Annotated in this window: 13 protein-coding genes; 8 read left to right on the plus strand and 5 right to left on the minus strand. The window is 56.3% G+C overall.

Translation table 11 applies throughout. The features are described from left to right. The first annotated feature begins 133 nt into the window (after nucleotides 1–133). The 6 genes from RUM_RS11315 to RUM_RS11340 all read left to right on the plus strand — a co-directional run bounded on the left by RUM_RS11315 (nucleotide 134) and on the right by RUM_RS11340 (nucleotide 9,430). Entirely contained in the window at nucleotides 134–2,530 is a 2,397-nt protein-coding gene (locus RUM_RS11315) for a glycogen/starch/alpha-glucan phosphorylase (protein ID WP_015559225.1), read from the plus strand. A gap of 925 nt (nucleotides 2,531–3,455) precedes the next feature. Then, the gene (locus tag RUM_RS11320) at nucleotides 3,456–4,745 is read left to right on the plus strand and encodes a leucine-rich repeat domain-containing protein (RefSeq protein ID WP_015559226.1); all 1,290 of its coding nucleotides are present in this window, start codon (nucleotides 3,456–3,458) and stop codon (nucleotides 4,743–4,745) included. Then, a complete protein-coding gene (locus RUM_RS11325) occupies nucleotides 4,742–6,001 on the plus strand; it encodes a leucine-rich repeat domain-containing protein (protein WP_015559227.1) in 1,260 nt (419 codons plus the stop codon). Before RUM_RS11320 ends, RUM_RS11325 begins: the two co-directional genes overlap by 4 nt. Nucleotides 6,002–6,004: 3 nt before the next feature. Next, nucleotides 6,005–7,444: a leucine-rich repeat domain-containing protein gene (locus tag RUM_RS11330; protein ID WP_015559228.1), complete on the plus strand. Its 1,440-nt coding sequence runs from the start codon at nucleotides 6,005–6,007 to the stop codon at nucleotides 7,442–7,444. Between the two features lie 132 nt (nucleotides 7,445–7,576). Beyond that, a complete protein-coding gene (locus tag RUM_RS11335; RefSeq protein ID WP_015559229.1) occupies nucleotides 7,577–8,929 on the plus strand; it encodes an AI-2E family transporter in 1,353 nt (450 codons plus the stop codon). Between the two features lie 189 nt (nucleotides 8,930–9,118). Beyond that, complete coding sequence (locus tag RUM_RS11340) at nucleotides 9,119–9,430, plus strand: hypothetical protein (protein WP_015559230.1); 312 nt, start codon at nucleotides 9,119–9,121, stop codon at nucleotides 9,428–9,430. A gap of 57 nt (nucleotides 9,431–9,487) precedes the next feature. Here RUM_RS11340 and RUM_RS11345 read toward each other — a convergent pair whose 3' ends face one another. The 3 genes from RUM_RS11345 to rpsT form a co-directional block, all read right to left on the minus strand. After that, the gene (locus RUM_RS11345; protein WP_015559231.1) at nucleotides 9,488–11,971 is read right to left on the minus strand and encodes a glycoside hydrolase family 94 protein; all 2,484 of its coding nucleotides are present in this window, start codon (nucleotides 11,969–11,971) and stop codon (nucleotides 9,488–9,490) included. A gap of 191 nt (nucleotides 11,972–12,162) precedes the next feature. Then, complete coding sequence (locus RUM_RS11350) at nucleotides 12,163–12,987, minus strand: putative ABC transporter permease (protein ID WP_015559232.1); 825 nt, start codon at nucleotides 12,985–12,987, stop codon at nucleotides 12,163–12,165. Between the two features lie 97 nt (nucleotides 12,988–13,084). Then, a complete protein-coding gene (gene rpsT, locus RUM_RS11355; protein WP_015559233.1) occupies nucleotides 13,085–13,336 on the minus strand; it encodes a 30S ribosomal protein S20 in 252 nt (83 codons plus the stop codon). A 252-nt stretch (nucleotides 13,337–13,588) separates the two neighbouring features. On the opposite strand from rpsT, the gene gpr reads away from it, so the two are divergent. Continuing rightward, on the plus strand, nucleotides 13,589–14,437 hold the full coding sequence (gpr, locus tag RUM_RS11360) for a GPR endopeptidase (protein ID WP_015559234.1): 849 nt from the start codon (nucleotides 13,589–13,591) through the stop codon (nucleotides 14,435–14,437). 13 nt (nucleotides 14,438–14,450) lie between these two features. Continuing rightward, the gene (gene spoVAC, locus RUM_RS11365) at nucleotides 14,451–14,888 is read left to right on the plus strand and encodes a stage V sporulation protein AC (protein WP_015559235.1); all 438 of its coding nucleotides are present in this window, start codon (nucleotides 14,451–14,453) and stop codon (nucleotides 14,886–14,888) included. A gap of 32 nt (nucleotides 14,889–14,920) precedes the next feature. On the opposite strand, the gene fic is transcribed toward spoVAC, so the two are convergent. Together fic and RUM_RS11375 are read right to left on the minus strand one after the other, a co-directional pair. After that, nucleotides 14,921–15,526, minus strand: a complete 606-nt coding sequence (gene fic, locus RUM_RS11370) for a protein adenylyltransferase Fic (protein ID WP_015559236.1) — start codon at nucleotides 15,524–15,526, stop codon at nucleotides 14,921–14,923. A gap of 32 nt (nucleotides 15,527–15,558) precedes the next feature. Further along, nucleotides 15,559–15,915, minus strand: a complete 357-nt coding sequence (locus tag RUM_RS11375; protein WP_015559237.1) for a nuclear transport factor 2 family protein — start codon at nucleotides 15,913–15,915, stop codon at nucleotides 15,559–15,561. Nucleotides 15,916–16,131: the final 216 nt, after the last annotated feature.

A 16,131-nucleotide genomic window follows, 5' to 3' on the forward strand; every position in this document is an offset into this window, starting at 1 on the left:
TATCCTATTGCAAAGCCATGCTGATAAGCGTATAATAAGAACAGCGTGGATTCCACAGCCGCCCCGACTGCCGGCGCAGGGGGTGTGCTGCCCACAATGATCTGATTTCAGGCGCCGGAGAACGGAGCAACACATGACCAACTACAAAGACCCGAACTATCTCAAGCAGGAGCTGCTGAGCCGGCTCCGGACACAGTTCAACGTTACACCCAGCGAAGCATCCGACAAGCAGGTATATCAGGCGCTGTCCGCCATGATCGTGGAGATCCTGCGGGAAAAGCGCCAGTCCTTTATTAATAAATGTCACTCCAACGGCCGCAAGCAGATCTACTACCTGTCCATGGAGTTTCTGATGGGCAGATCCTTGAAGACCAGCCTGTACAATCTGGAGCTGGTGGAGGATATCAGCAAGATCCTGGGCGAGTACGACATCAACCTGGACAAGATCTATGAATACGAGCCGGACGCAGGGCTTGGCAACGGCGGTCTGGGCAGACTGGCTGCCTGCTACATGGACGCTCTGGCAACCCAGGCGTACCCGGCAATGGGCTACTCCATCTGCTACGAGTACGGCATCTTCAAGCAGCACCTGGAAAACGGCTGGCAGACCGAGCTGCCGGATAACTGGCTGCCCGGCGGCTCCGTATGGCTGGATCCCCGGCCGGAGCTTTCCATCGATGTACACTTCGAGGGGGATTTACAGGAATACTGGGATAAGCAGTACCACTACATTTCCCATGTGAACTACAGCACCGTCTGTGCCATCCCCTATGATATGTATGTATCCGGCTACGGCAGCGAGGGCGTTTCCGTGCTGCGGCTCTGGACGGCAAAGGCGCCCAACTTTGATATGGCAAGCTTCAACAAGGGGGATTACGAAAAGGCGCTTGCCGGCAACTCCGTTGCCAACGCCATCTCCAAGGTGCTGTACCCCAACGACAACCATCTGGAGGGCAAGTCCCTGCGTCTGCGGCAGCAGTACTTCCTGTGCGCTGCATCCGTGGGGGATATCGTCAACAACCACATGAGCGTATACGGCACCCTGGATAACTTCCACGAAAAGGTTGCCATCCACATCAACGACACCCACCCCACCCTGGCGATCCCGGAGCTGATGCGGATCCTGCTGGACGACTGCGGCTATACCTGGGAAAAGGCATGGCACATTGTTACCAACACCTTCGCCTACACCAACCACACCGTCATGGCGGAAGCCCTGGAAAAGTGGGACGTGAACCTGGTGCGCCGCATCATTCCCCGGATCTTCTCCATCATCGTGGAGATCAACAACCGGTACTGCGCACAGTTGATGGAGCGGAACGGCGGCGACAGCGCCAAGACCACCAGCATGTCCATCATCAAGGACAATCAGATCCATATGGCGACCCTGTGCGTGGTAGCATCCCACAGCGTCAACGGGGTTTCCAAGCTCCACTCCGAGATCATCAAGCAGTCCGTATTCAAGGATGAGTACGCTGACTCTCCCATGAAGTTCAAGAATGTGACCAACGGCATCGCATACCGCCGGTGGCTGTACCAGTCCAACCCGGGACTCACCGCCCTGCTGCGTGAAAAGATCGGCTCCGGCTTCCTGAAGGACGGCAGCGAGCTGAAAAAGCTCAGCGTGTTCGCCAACGATGACGCTGTTCTGGAGCAGTTGCGGAAGATCAAGCGGGAGAACAAGGAGCGGTTCTGCAAGTATGTGATGCAGAACAGCAAGTTCGCCATCGATCCGGACACCATCTTTGACGTACAGGTAAAGCGGCTCCACGAATACAAGCGGCAGCACCTGAACGTAATGAACATTCTGGCGGACTACAATATGCTGCTGGAAAATCCGGATATGGACTTTACCCCCAAGACCTATATCTTTGCGGCAAAGGCTGCACCGGGCTACTACCTGGCAAAGCAGATCATCAAAATGATCTGGGCCATTTCCGAGGAGATCCGCAAGAACCCCAAGATCTCCAAGAAGCTGTCCGTGTACTTCCTGGAGGATTACCGGGTGACCCTGTCCGAGCTGCTGATGCCCGCCAGCGATATTTCCGAGCAGATCTCCCTGGCAGGCACGGAGGCATCCGGCACCGGCAACATGAAGCTGATGCTCAACGGCGCCATTACCATGGGCACCCTGGACGGAGCAAACGTGGAGATCCGGGATGTGGTGGGCGACGAGAACATCATCATCTTCGGCATGAAGACCGAGGAGGTCAATGCGCTGAAGGCAGCCGGCTACCGGCCGGAGGATTACTACAACAACAATGAAGTGATCCGTGCCTGCATCAACCGGATGTACAAGGGCATCAACGGCTGCGTATTCAACGACGTGGCGGATTCCCTGAAAAACTCGGATCCGTATATGGTACTGGCGGACTTCGACAGCTACCGTGCCGCACAGCAGCGTTCCTCCCAGCTGTACCAGGATACCCGGAAGTGGACCCAGATGTCCCTGGCGAATATCGCCAATGCCGGCGTATTCTCCGCAGACCGGGCGGTCAACGAATACGCAAAGGAAATCTGGGGACTTTAAGCAACACCGCACAAAGAATGTGTGGTAGATGTGCCAACAGATTTTTCGTCAGATTGCATAGAAACGACGCAGGAATACTGGTGTATTGCAAGGAGTTTCTGTGTGATATGACGGAAAATTCGTCAGCAGATGCTTCGCATAGCCGACAGGCGGGCTTTGTGCGGCGTTGCCTTTCATACAATCCCAAAACGTCGTGCAGGGTGTCTCTCTGCACGGCGTTTTTTGACAGAGTTCAATCCTGTTTAGCTGGGCAATAAACTACCAAAACAATGCAATATTCTCAATTGAAATTGTACTATTATTCCGTTATAATACTTATTGTATTCTGCAACTGACGAACAGCAGAATGTACAGTATTCATTGTGCTGTCTTCCGTACCCGGAAGTACAACCTGATTGTCTTCGCAACATCACGTTTTTCTACATGCTTGTGTTGCATAGTGCAATGACTGTGGAGCCTGAACCGTCAGGATTACTCCCCGAAAAATGCGGACAAATATGAAAAGCCTGTAATATTTGAACTACACCGCATTTTTCTGATCCTGCAATCCGAGGCTATGCGTACCACAGCAAGCTGTCAATAAGGCGCTGCATTGGAAACAGCCGCCTGTTCGTTGCGCCGGAGCTTGAGATGATTTGATTTTTTGAGAGGGGATCAGATCGGGCAAAGCCTGCGGCAATCATAACACTCCATTTTTATACGGCTCGAGGACAGATTTTCTGTCCTCATTTTTTTGCCCGTTTTTTCCGCAACTTTCACACCCTGCACACAAAAGCTGTTGCATTCAACAGGGATTTGTGCTATACTATAGACAATACCGCTCGGACGAAAATTTGGCTGTACAGCAGGAAAAACCGCCGGTTTTCCTGTCTGCGGCTGTATAAAAAGCAGTGCTGCATGTGCTGCCGAAAGAAAGGAACGGACTATGAAACTCAAACAAACCATTGCCGCCCTGGCAGGCGCAGCGCTGCTGGCTGCCATGCCCATGAGCGCATACACATACACCGCCTTTGCAGAGACGGATGCCTTTTACACCGGCTCGGATGCCTCCGGTCAGGTGGAGACCTTCACCAGCGGCGACTATACCTACAGTCTGCTGACCGGGAAGGAGGATGCCAGCCAGCAGGCTGCCTGCCTGGAAAGCTGCACCTCCACGGAGGAGAACCTGGTGATCCCGGAAACCATTGACGGCTATGAGGTGGTGGCACTGGGGGACAATACCTTCATGGACAACACCACCGCCAAAACCATCACCATTCCCAAGACCGTCATCGGCACCGGTCTGTACACCTTCTTCGGCTGCACCGGCGTCACCGAATATATCGTAGATCCGGACAATGAATACTACGAAGCAGTGGACGGGATCCTCTATGCGGAGGATCAGACCTATCTGGTTCAGTATCCCATCGGCAAAAATCCCACGGAATTCACCGTGCCGGACAAGGTATACGACATTGGCAACAGTGCCTTTGCCGAGTGCAAATCCCTGAAAACCGTCACCATTCCCGACAGCGTCAAGCAGATCGGCGTGTGGGCGTTTGCAGGCTGTACCGCTCTGACCTCCGTGACCCTGCCCAGCACCATGACCAAGATCGAGGACTTCTGCTTTGCCTATGACACTGCCATTACAGAGTTCAACATTCCCGACACCATTCAGACCATCTGTGCCGGCGCCTTTGCCGGCTGCAAGGGCATGACCGCCTTCAAGATCCCCACCGCATGCACCACCATCGAGCAGGCGGCGTTCGCCGGCACCTCCCTGGAGAGCATCACCGTACCGGAAACCGTTACGGAGATCGGCTTCTCCGCCCTTGGATATGACCTGGACGAAAACAACCAGTTCGTTGCCAACCCGGACTTCACCATTTATTCCACCGCAGGCTCCGCCGCTGCCCGGTACAGCATCGACTCTGAAAATGACAACCATTTCACCTTTGTACAGATCTCCAAGGAGCAGACCACTGGAGATGCCACCACCCGCCCCAATATCGAGGGGGTGCCCGTGAACAATCACACCATCAGCCAGGAGGATGCCCGGGTCTTCACCGTCATCAAGGCAGTGATCCTGGCGCTCATCGGCGTTGCCATCGTGGCGCTGACCGTGGTGGGCGTGGTGCTCTCCAAGAGAAAGCATGCCGCTTCGGATGCTTCCCTGCCCGGGGCATCTGCACCGGCTGAACCGGAAAAGGACGACGACAAGGAGGAGCAGGCATGAAAGGAACAAAGCTGATCTGTGCCGCCCTGTCCGGCATGCTGCTGGCTGCACTGGCTGTACCGTGCAGTGCGGATGAAACGCACACCGCCGAAACCTATGAGGGGGACGGCTTTACCCTGTCCTACCAGCTGGAGGATGCAGGAGCCGCCGTTGTGGGATGCTCCTCGGATGCGGTGAACGTGACTGTGCCCGATACCTTAGGGGGCAAGCCGGTCACTTCCGTGGAGGAGAGCGCATTCAATAGCTGCGGTGCCATTGAAACCGTGACCCTGCCGGATTCTGTGACCCTCATCGGGGACGGGGCATTTTTCGGCTGTACCACTCTGAAAAGCATTGCCCTGCCCAAGAGCCTGACCAAGATCGGCTACCAGGCATTCTACTACTGTGCCGATCTGGAGTCCATCAATCTGCCGGAATCCATGCAGAGCATCGGGGACCAGGCGTTTCTCGCCTGTCTCAAGCTCACCACCGTGACCCTGCCCGCCTCTCTGACCTCTCTGGGAGAGTATGCGTTTGAGGGCTGTGAGGAGCTGACGGAGATCCGGGTGGATCCGGAAAACCAGATCTACTGCGACCTGGAGGGCGTCCTGTTCAATGAGGATATGACCCGGCTCATCAAATATCCGGATCAGCACGCCGGGGACAGCTACACCCTGCCGGACAGCACCACCGCCATTGCCAATTGGGCGTTTACGGGTGCCAAGAATCTGGTAAGCCTGGATCTGAACAAGGCGACAGAGATCGGCAAGGATGCCTTCTACATCTGCACCGCCCTGGAGCAGATCACCATCCCGGAGGGGGTCACCGCCCTGCCCGGAACCACCTTCGGAGGCTGCACCGCCCTCAAACAGGTTCAGTTGCCGGATTCTCTGACGGAGCTGGGAGATTACTGCTTTGTGAACTGCCCGGAGCTGAAGGATATTACCATTCCCGGCTCTGTATCCACCATCGGGAACTACGCACTGGGCTTTACCCTGGATACGGAAACCAAAACCACTGCCAAGGTTGACGGCTTCACCATCCACACCCGGGTGGGTACCGCCGCTGCAAGCTATGCCAAGGAAAACGACATCCACTATGAAAAGCAGGGCGCAAAAACCGGCTTGGCTCTGGTGATCGCCGGCGGCGTGCTACTACTGGCAGGGGCTGTGATCCTGGCGATCCGGCTGCGGGGCGACAAACAAAACGATGCCCCGGAAGCCGCAACGGATACCCCCAAGGAACAGGAAACGCCGGACGCACCGGAGAAGGAGTAACAGATGAATCGATTCAAACGACTGCTTGCCGCTGCCTGCGCCGGAATGCTGACCCTGTGTGCACTGCCGGGTCTGGGTTCCTGGGCAGAGGATGCCGCAGAGGACAGCTTTAGCGACGAGGTGCTGACCTATACCAAGCTGGGGGACGGCAAGGTTTCCGTCACCGCCTGCGACATCAATACCGCCACCCTGCATGTACCGGCGGAGATCAACGGCTTTGCGGTAACGGAAATCGGGAACGAGGCGTTCAGCAACTGCACCGCCCTGACAGAGATCGTGCTGCCGGATTCCATCGAAACCATCGGGGAGGCGGCATTCTACAACTGCTCCAGTCTGACCAGTGTGCTTCTGCCCTCCGAGCTGGAGGCACTGCCCACCGCCCTGTTCTGCAACTGCTCCAAGCTGGAACAGGTGCGCATTCCGGAGACCGTCACCGATGTGGGGGACTTCGCCTTTGCTTATTGCACGGATCTTGCCAGCCTGGAGCTGCCGGATGGGATCACCTACATCGGCAGCTATGCCTTCCAGTACTGCATGCGGCTGACGGAGCTGACCATTCCGGCACAGACCAAGGAGATCGGAAATCTGGCGTTTGTGGCATGCAGCGATCTGAAAACCCTGCGGATCCCGGCGGCTACCATGTCCATCGGGCACCTGTCCTTTGTGGGATGCAGCAGCCTGGAGAACATCGAGATCGCAGCGGACAACCCTGCATTCATCTTCCGGGACGGTATGCTCCTGTCCTCCACCAAGACCCAGCTGTATTTGTATTTGACGACCAACCAGGCAAATACCTTTACGGTGCCGGATACCATCACCACCATCTGCTATTATGCCTTTTCCGGCAACGGCTATCTGACCTCTGTGGAGATCCCGGACTCGGTGCTGGAGATCCAGGACGGCGCATTCTCCGGCTGCTCCTCCCTCAACAGCATCCGGCTGCCAAAACGGATCTCCTCCATTCCAGCCAGCATGTTCTCCGACTGTACCTCCCTGGCCAGCTTTGAGATCCCCAAAACTGTTACCACCGTGGGGGAGTACGCCTTTTTCTGCTGCGATAAGCTGACAGGCATGTTCGTGCCGGATACGGTGGTACAGATCGGCGACAAGGCCTTTGGCTATACGGCGGACGAGCAGGGCAACGAAATCCTGCTCAACGGCTACACCCTGACCTGTTCCTCCAAGTCTGCGGCGTACACCTATGCCTCGGAAAACGGCATCAAGGCGGCTACCACGGACTTTGTGGTAAACTGGGTGCTGGTCAGCTGCGTCATCGGGGGCATTCTGCTGATCGCCCTGGTGCTGATGATTCTTGGAATCCGCAAGAAAAAGCAGCTTGCCGCAGCACAGACGGCTGACGCACCGGAGGCAGCTCAGCCGGAGCCTCAGGAGACCGATCCCAACTATCAGAGCATCCTGGAGAAGAATTCAAACGACGATTGATCCAATACCGCACAAGACATACCCTGGGCAACACCGCACAAAGCCTACCTGGTGGCTTTGCACAGCATCTACTGCACAATCTTTGTACGGTATTGCCCCTGTTTTGTGCGGCATTGCTATTTGGGGGGCATTATGAAAACAACGAAAAAGCGGCGCAGTTCCAATACGCCATCCCTTCGCTATGACCTGTTTCCCCGGGGACTGGCAGCCTTTCTGGTGCTGGCATGCGCCATTATCTTTTACTTCCTGCTGCTGAATTTCGACAAGGTGCAGAGTTTTTTTGAGGATGTGTTCAGAGCCATCGCCCCGGTGTTCACCGGGCTGCTCTTCGCCTATCTGCTGAATCCGGCGGTGGTGATGCTGGAAAAGCATCTGGCAAAGCCCTTGAACCGCCGCTTCAAAAATTCCTCCAAGGGGAAAAAAACCGCCCGGATCATCAGCACCTTTGTGACCGTGATCGCCGTGGTATGCCTGATCGTGCTGCTGTTCGTGCTGGTGGTGCCGGAGGTTGCCGGCAGTATCACCGCCATCGCCGGGGAGCTTCCCAACGATCTGGGGGAGTTCACCGATACCGTCAACCAGAAGGTACAGAACAACAGCCGGCTCAGCGCCCTGTACAGCCTGGTATCCAACTACCTGGCAGAGCCGCTGGAAAACTGGGCAAACAGCGGCATTCTCAACAACGCCAGCGTCTGGGTGGGCTACCTTGCCTCCGGCATCATGGGGGCGTTCAACCTGGTGTACAACCTGTGCGTGGGTCTGATTATCTGCTTTTACCTGCTCATCGGCAAGGAGCGGTTCATGCGCCAGGGGGGCAAAATACTGTATGTGCTGCTGAAGCCCAACCGGGCGGATTGGATCCTCCACCGGCTCAACGGCGCAAACCGCACCTTCAGCAGTGCCATTCTGGGAAAGATCCTGGACTCCATCATCATCGGTATGCTGTGCTTCATCGGCGTGGTGATCCTGCGCACCCCCTACCCTGCCCTGATCGCCGTGATCGTAGGTGTCACCAACGTGATCCCCTTCTTCGGCCCCTTCATCGGTGCCATTCCCAGCACTCTGCTGGTGCTGATGCACGATCCGGTCAAGGCACTGTATTTCGTGATTTTCATCGTGGTTTTGCAGCAGTTTGACTGCAATATCCTGGATCCCAAGATCGTGGGAGGCTCCATCGGGCTGCCTGCCTTCTGGTCCCTGTTCGCCTGCCTGCTGGGAGGCGGCCTGTTCGGTCTGGTAGGATTGCTGCTGGGCGTTCCCACCTTTGCAGTGCTGTATAACCTATGCAAGGAGCTGATCGACGAGCGGCTCCGGTTCAGCAAGCTGCCGCCGGAGACCCTGGACAAGCTGGGCATCAAGCCGGAGCTGGATCCCAATGCACCCAGCTTTTTCGATCCGGATGAGTTTGACGAGGAACAGGCGGTGGTGGAAATGCCCCTGTCGGAGGTGCCGGAAACCACGGAGCTTCCCCAAAAAACAGAATAAAAATTTGCGTCCGCATGCAATATGCGGACGCTTTTTTTGCAATGCATACATATTCCACGCACTCCGTGCAACAATAACTCATATTGTAGAAGCTTCTGCAATAGAGTCCGGGCAACACCGCACAGCGCCATGGCTGGCGGCGGCGCATGACCTTGTGCGGTGTTGCCCTTGTATGAGGAGAGAGAACCCATGAAAAAAATCGCTGCACTTTCAGCGGCGCTGGTTCTGACTGCTGTGGGCTTTACCGGCTGCGGCAATGACAACAAGTCGTCCTCCGGCGCTGCCACCGAGGGCACAACCCAGCCCGCAACCACCCAGACGGTCACCACGGAGGCTGTCACAGAAGCCGCTACCACCGCCACCGAGACCCAGCCTGCTGCCACCTCCACCGGGGACGGCTTTGACAGCGTGGTGGACGATCTGGAAAGCACCGGAAAGGACATTGTTACCGGCGCCGGGGATGCGGTCAAGGACGCCAAGGACATGATCACAAACCCCTAACAAAAAACGGTATCCGGAACACCGGATACCGTTTTTCTATGTTATCGCTGTGCAGGATCAGCCCATGATGACTTCTACTGCGTGGTGCTTGCCGTCGCCGAATGCGGGCAGCACGTTGCCTTCGATGGCATTGCCGTCTACGGTGACGGACTTCACGCCCTTGCAAACATGATCCGGGTTCTTGACGGTGATGTCATAGGTAGCGCCCCGGAACTGACGGGTTGCGGTCATGCCGTCCCATGCATGGGGAACGGAAGGATCGATCTTCAGACCGTCCCAATCCGGGCTGATGCCCAGGATGTACTGGGAGATGGCAACCATGTTCCATGCAGCAGTACCGGTGAGCCAGGAGTTCTTGCCCTGACCGAAGTGGTTGCCGGGCTTGCCGATGTCTGCACCGGCATCCTTGCCGCCGATCATCTGACCGTAAACGTAGGGCTCGGTCTTATGGATGTCGGAGGTCTCCTCGGTGAATGCAGGAGCGATCTTGCTGTAGTACTCAAATGCCTTGTCCCCTCTGCCGGCGTAAGCCTCTGCGCAGATGATCCATGCATTGTTGTGGGTGAAGATGCCGGCGTTCTCCTTGTAGCCACCCGGATAGGTGGAAATCTCACCGTACTGGATGTAGTACCTGGTGTATGCCGGATTGTTCAGCACCAGACCGAAGTCGGTGTTCAGATACTTGTCGATGGCGTCCAGGGTCTTGATGTCAGCACCCTGATCCTTGCCGATCTCGGACATGACTGCGAAGCCCTGGGGCTCGATGAAGATCTTGCCCTCCTCGCACTCCTTGGAGCCCATCTTGGCACCGGTGGAGTCGTATGCACGCAGGAACCAGTCCCCGTCAAAGGCATGCGCCATGACGTTCTGCTTCATCTTGTCGATCTCAGCCTGTGCAGCGGCAGCCTCGTCCTCCTTGCCCAGATGCTTCAGAATGGCAACGTAGTTGGGGCCGGTGTAGGTGAACAGGGTGGCAACCATCACGGACTCAGCCACCTTGGAGTAGCCGCCCTCTGCTGCAAACTTGGGGTTGGTGTAGGTCTGGAAGCTCTCGCCCGGTGTGTCGGAATAGCAGGACAGGTTGATGCAGTCGTTCCAGTCCGCACGCATTGCCAGAGGCAGACCGTGGGGGCCAAGGTTGTTGACTACCTTGTAGAAGGAAACCTTCAGGTGATCCAGCATGGGCTTTGCCTTGGAGTCGTCATTGTCATAGGGCACCATTTCGTCCAGAATGCCCCAGTCGCCGGTTTCCTTGATGTATGCGGAAACGGACAGGATCATCCACAGGGGATCGTCAGAGAAGTCGCCGCCGATGTCGGAGTTGCCCTTCTTGGTCAGAGGCTGATACTGGTGGTAGCAGCCGCCGTCGGGCAGCTGGGTGGAAGCGATGTCAATGATTCTCTGTCTTGCACGATCCGGGATCTGGTGTACAAAGCCCAGAATATCCTGGTTGGAGTCACGGAAGCCCATGCCTCTGCCGATGCCGCTCTCAAAGTAGGATGCGGAACGGGACAGGTTAAAGGTCACCATGCACTGATACTGGTTCCAGATGTTCACCATCCGGTTTACCTTGTCGTCGGGGGTATCCACGTTCAGGATGCCCAGCAGAGAATCCCAGGCAGCCTTCAGCTCAGCCAGACCTGCTGCAACCTTCTCCGGGGTGTTGTACTGCTCCATCATCTGGAGTGCCTTCACCTTGTTGATGGTCTTGCCGTCCGCCTCGAACTTCTGGTCAACGGGCATTTCCACATAGCCCAGGATGAATACCAGGGTCTTGCTTTCGCCGGGTGCCAGGGTGATCTCCTTGTAGTGGGAAGCGATGGGAGACCAGCCGTCTGCGAAGGAGTCGGTTGCCTTGCCGTCAATGACAGCCTGGGGATTGTGGAAGCCGTTGTACAGACCGATGAATGCGTCCCGGTCGGTATCGTAGCCGTCGATGGTATCGTTGACGGTGTAGAATGCAAAGTGGTCACGTCTGTCTCTGTATTCGGTCTTGTGGTAGATGGTGGAGCCAACTACCTCTACACGGCCGGTGGAGAAGTTTCTCTGGAAATTGGTGCAGTCGTCCTGTGCATCCCACAGGCACCATTCTGCAAAGGAGAACAGCTTGAAGGTCTTGGATGCGCTGCCCTCATTGGTCAGCACCAGTTGCTGCACCTCGCCGGCATAGTTCTGGGGAACGAAGAAGGTAGCCTGTGCCTTCAGGTCGTTCTTCTTGCCGGTGATGATGGTGTAGCCCATACCGTGGCGGCACTCGTAGCTGTCCAGCTCGGTCTTCGCCGGAGACCAGCCCGGGTTCCAGATGGTGCCGTTGTCGTTGATGTAGAAATATCTGCCGCCCATATCGATGGGGACATTGTTGTAGCGGTAACGGGTGATCCGGCGCAGACGGGCGTCCTTGTAGAAGCTGTAGCCGCCGGCAGTGTTGGAGATCAGAGAGAAGAACTCCTGTGTGCCCAGGTAGTTGATCCAGGGGTAGGGGGTTCTGGGGGAAGTGATGACGTATTCTTTGTTGGCATCGTCAAAAAATCCAAATTTCATCGATCAATACTCCTTCTGTACTAGTTTTGTCAAAAGCCGCACATTTCCTGCACGGTAGATATCATTAGTATACCATAAACCCGGACAAAGCACAAGGGTATCCGCGTAGAAAATTTCCCGGTTCTCTCGTGAAAGTTCCACAAAGCACCAGTGCCTTCGGCAGCATACCACAGGGCTTTTGCGTGTCGCCCTTACTTTGCCCGACGCAGCCGCTCCTTCATCCGCTCCCGCAGCTGCTCTCCCAACTGGGGGAATGCCCGGCGCATACGCCGTGTCCAGAATGTGCGCTCCTCCATGATAGTCCGGTACCGGTCGGTAAGCTGTGCCGCCTTTTCCTTCAGCTCGTCCAGCTCCACCCCGGTCAGCTCCCGGCGCAGCGCCAGCTCCTGCTTGGATTTTTCCGTCCGCTCCATGGCACCCATGACTCCGTCGGACAGGTTCTCCCCCACTGCGTCGGAAATATTGTGCAGCTCTCTTGCGATCCGGCTCATGACACGCATGTTGCTGCGGATGTGCAGGATCCCGGCTACGGTAATGGCAAGATCCGCCGCAAATGCCCCGGAAAAGACCCACAGCAGGGTCAGCCCCAGCCAGTGGGGCAGCCAATGTACCAGACCCATCACCGCCGGATGCACCACCCGCATCACAAGCACGCAGGCAATGCCCCACAGCAGGGAGAATTTGGCGCAGATATAGCCGCCAAGCTGAAAGTGCTCATTGGAGTAATCCCACCAATGGGCGTGGAAAATCTTTTCCAGCAGAAAGCCGGTCACCAGCTCCAGCATCGTGGTCAGCACGACGGAGCCGAAAAACAGGGGGATCAGACTGCCGGACACGGGGGACAGGCACAGCACTACGATCAGCACCCCAAAGCCGTAAATGGGGCAGTAGGGACCGTTGAGAAAGCCCCGGTTGACGAATTTGCCGGAATTGACGGTGGCGTAGATCACCTCCACGCACCAGCCCAGGATGGCGTAAATAAAAAAGCAAAGTACAGCCTCATACATGGTCAGCATGACAAAATCTCCTCCAGTTCGACAAGCATCAGAAAAAGAAAGGGCGCAGAGTATGGGTTAATTACTCTGCGCCGGATATCTCATAAGGTGCCGGGGATCAGCCGTTGAGCTTCTTTGCCAGCTGTGCCTTCTTGCGTGCTGCGTTGTTCTTGTGCAGCAGACCCTTTGCACATGCCTGATCCACCCGCTTGATTGCTGCCTTGATTGCCTCTTCCTTGTTTGCACCGGATTCAACAGCCAGGTTCGCCTTCTTCAGAACTGTCTTCAGCTCGGACTTGCGTGCCTTGTTTGCAGCAGCCTTGACCTTGTTTACCTTGACTCTCTTCATTGCGGACTTGATATTTGCCATTCTTTCCACCTCCTTGAACCTGCGGCTCACGCTGTGTATAACCACACGGAAACCGCATACAGTAAAGACAGTACCCACCTTTCGGCGTTGACACGGCCGCTGTCTTTGGCATGGCTGTAATGACTCAGCCATATAAGCTAAATCTTATTTTATCATTCCGGGGCGCAAATTGCAATAGGCAATTTCAAAATAATCTCACAATTTTTTGTGTTGAATTCTGTGCAACTGCACAACCCGGAGAAAGGAGCGTTTATGAACATCCGGACAGACCTTGCTCTGGAGGGGGTGGATGCGGAACAGATCCGGGAGGGCATCACCCGTACCACCCGGGGCAGCGCCTTTTCCATCACCGAGATCCGCATCCAGGAGGACAGGCACGGCGCCCCCATCGGCAAAAAGAAGGGCAGATACATCACCCTGGAGGCAGGAGCGCTGAGCCGGTTTTCCGACCGGTATGAGGATATGGCGCAGGAGCTTGCGAAGGAGCTGCGGCAGTTCCTGCCACCGGGGCATGTGCTGGTGGTAGGGCTTGGAAACAGTCAGATCACCCCGGATGCCCTGGGGCCACAGGCGGCAAACCAGGTGCTTGCCACCCGGCATCTGAAAACCGAGCTGGGCGAGGAGGATCCCTTCCTGGCAGGGCTGCGTCCGGTCAGCGTGCTGGCAGGGGGCGTGCTGGGGCAGACCGGCATCGAAAGCGCAGAGCTGGTGCAAGCACTGCAGGGGCGCCTGTGTCCGGCAGCCATCATTGCGGTGGACGCCCTTGCATGCTCCGAGCTGAACCGGCTGGGCACCACCATCCAGATCTCCGACGCAGGAATATCTCCCGGCAGCGGGGTGCAGAATAAGCGTAAAGAGCTTTCCGCCGGAACCCTGGGGATCCCGGTGCTGGCGGTGGGGGTTCCTACGGTGGTGGATATGGGCACCATTGTGGAAAGCCTCACCGGAGCGCCTCCGAAGCAGGAAGCCCCCAATATGATGGTGACCCCACGGGACATTGACAAGCTGACCCAGCGAGCCGCCGGGCTCATCGCCTGCGGCATCAATCTGGCGCTGCATCCCCAACTGAGCATGGAGGATGTGGAGTGCCTGATGGCATAAGGAGGATATGCATATGAAACTCACACCCCAGACCTATCAGAAGATGGCGGAGCAGGCATCGCCCCCCACCAAAAGCTGGATCACCATTCCCAGCGCCTTTCTCATCGGGGGCGGCATCTGCACCCTGGGAGAGGTGTTCCTGAACCTGTTCACCCGCATGGGGGCAGAAAAGGAGGCGGCAAGCGCCTGGGCGTCCATCTGCCTGATCTTCCTCAGTGCCCTGTTCACCGGGCTGGGCTTGTACGAAAAGCTGGCAAAATTCGCCGGTGCCGGCACCCTGGTGCCCATTACGGGCTTCGCCAACGCCATGGTATCCCCGGCGCTGGAGTCCAGAACCGAGGGCTTCGTGCTGGGGGTGGGGGCAAAGCTGTTCACCATCGCCGGGCCGGTGATCCTGTACGGCTGCACCGCCTCGGTGCTGTACGGCATCCTCTATTATTTCATCCGATAAAAGCAGCCGGGCATCTGCCCGGCTGCTTTGGTTTACAAATTCTCCGTCTTGAAGGTGGTGTATCCTTCATAGGAATAGCTGTGGTCAATGCCCTTCATGTAGACTTCACGGCTGGATACATCCGCCGTCAGCGCAGCCTTCAGCAGCACCTTGATCTCTGTATCCCGAATGGGGCTGCGCTCCATGGCAAGCAGATAATCCTCCTTGTCCACCCGGCTCCAGTCCACCACCTGACCGATGCCCCGTTTCAGCATCCAGTCCAGCCAGATCCGGGTGCTGCGTCCGTTTCCGTCCCGAAAAGGGTGGGCAACGTTCATCTCCACATACTTCTCGACAATCTGGTCAAAGGTGGACTGGGGCATCCTGTCGATGCTGTCCAGTGCCGCTTCCAGATACAGCAGAGGTGCAAAGCGGAAGTTTCCCTTTGCCAGATTGACCGTGCGGATCTTTCCTGCAAAGGGGTAAAGATCCGCAAACAGATGCCTATGAATCTCCTGCAAAGCCGCAAAGGTACCCACCGGCAAGGCATCCAGAGTACCGCTTTCAAACAGCCACACGGCTTTTTTCTTGCTGATCCGTTCCTCTTCCCGGGCAAGCACCGCAGAATCGGTGATGCCCAGCTTATTTTCCAGTGCCATATAATTCCCCCTTGCGGATCGACGGCATTGCCTTATCCGATCCGATGATCCATATTGAACACAGCCTTCCAGTTGCCCTCGATGTTCCGCCAGGTGGTAGTCACCCGGAACGTCCCGGCAAGCTCCTGGTTCGCCGGATCGCTGACCTGGGTGCGGACAACGTAGTGCACCTGCACACTGTCCACGTCCTGGTTCACGATCTCGAACTGCTCCAGAATGAAGGAGGCGCAGTCAAATTCCGGAATGATCCGGGCATACTCTGCGCCAGTGCAGCGCTGTCCCCCACAGACCATCACCGCATCCGGGGATACCACCTCCAGAAACGCCTCCGGATCCCGGTGCTTTGCCGCCTCCCACATTCTCACTTCAAGCTCATAAATATACGCCATTCCTGTTCCTCCTGTATCCCATTTCCCATATCCGTTCCGTATTTGTTCCGTCCTTTTATACAAGCTATATTATATCACACGCTCCGCACAAAAAACAATTGCCTTTTTCCCCAAAAGCGTGTATAATAGTAATATGCATGTTGTGTGGAATGTGTGCAAAGGCGGAAATGAATAATTATACTGTATATTCAGCATAATATCCAGAATTATACGAGA

Origin of the sequence: Ruminococcus champanellensis 18P13 = JCM 17042, assembly GCF_000210095.1 — a bacterium.
GTDB classification, from domain to species: Bacteria; Bacillota; Clostridia; order Oscillospirales; family Ruminococcaceae; genus Ruminococcus_F; species Ruminococcus_F champanellensis.

What these genes read in the sequence shown, in the direction of transcription:
- rpsT (WP_015559233.1), bottom strand. Translation starts at nt 13,336, where the DNA reads ATGGCAAATATCAAGTCCGCAATGAAGAGAGTCAAGGTAAACAAGGTC.
- RUM_RS11330 (WP_015559228.1), top strand. Translation starts at nt 6,005, where the DNA reads ATGAATCGATTCAAACGACTGCTTGCCGCTGCCTGCGCCGGAATGCTG.
- RUM_RS11350 (WP_015559232.1), bottom strand. Translation starts at nt 12,987, where the DNA reads ATGCTGACCATGTATGAGGCTGTACTTTGCTTTTTTATTTACGCCATC.
- RUM_RS11320 (WP_015559226.1), top strand. Translation starts at nt 3,456, where the DNA reads ATGAAACTCAAACAAACCATTGCCGCCCTGGCAGGCGCAGCGCTGCTG.
- RUM_RS11340 (WP_015559230.1), top strand. Translation starts at nt 9,119, where the DNA reads ATGAAAAAAATCGCTGCACTTTCAGCGGCGCTGGTTCTGACTGCTGTG.
- RUM_RS11375 (WP_015559237.1), bottom strand. Translation starts at nt 15,915, where the DNA reads ATGGCGTATATTTATGAGCTTGAAGTGAGAATGTGGGAGGCGGCAAAG.
- RUM_RS11315 (WP_015559225.1), top strand. Translation starts at nt 134, where the DNA reads ATGACCAACTACAAAGACCCGAACTATCTCAAGCAGGAGCTGCTGAGC.
- RUM_RS11345 (WP_015559231.1), bottom strand. Translation starts at nt 11,971, where the DNA reads ATGAAATTTGGATTTTTTGACGATGCCAACAAAGAATACGTCATCACT.
- RUM_RS11325 (WP_015559227.1), top strand. Translation starts at nt 4,742, where the DNA reads ATGAAAGGAACAAAGCTGATCTGTGCCGCCCTGTCCGGCATGCTGCTG.
- RUM_RS11335 (WP_015559229.1), top strand. Translation starts at nt 7,577, where the DNA reads ATGAAAACAACGAAAAAGCGGCGCAGTTCCAATACGCCATCCCTTCGC.
- fic (WP_015559236.1), bottom strand. Translation starts at nt 15,526, where the DNA reads ATGGCACTGGAAAATAAGCTGGGCATCACCGATTCTGCGGTGCTTGCC.
- gpr (WP_015559234.1), top strand. Translation starts at nt 13,589, where the DNA reads ATGAACATCCGGACAGACCTTGCTCTGGAGGGGGTGGATGCGGAACAG.
- spoVAC (WP_015559235.1), top strand. Translation starts at nt 14,451, where the DNA reads ATGAAACTCACACCCCAGACCTATCAGAAGATGGCGGAGCAGGCATCG.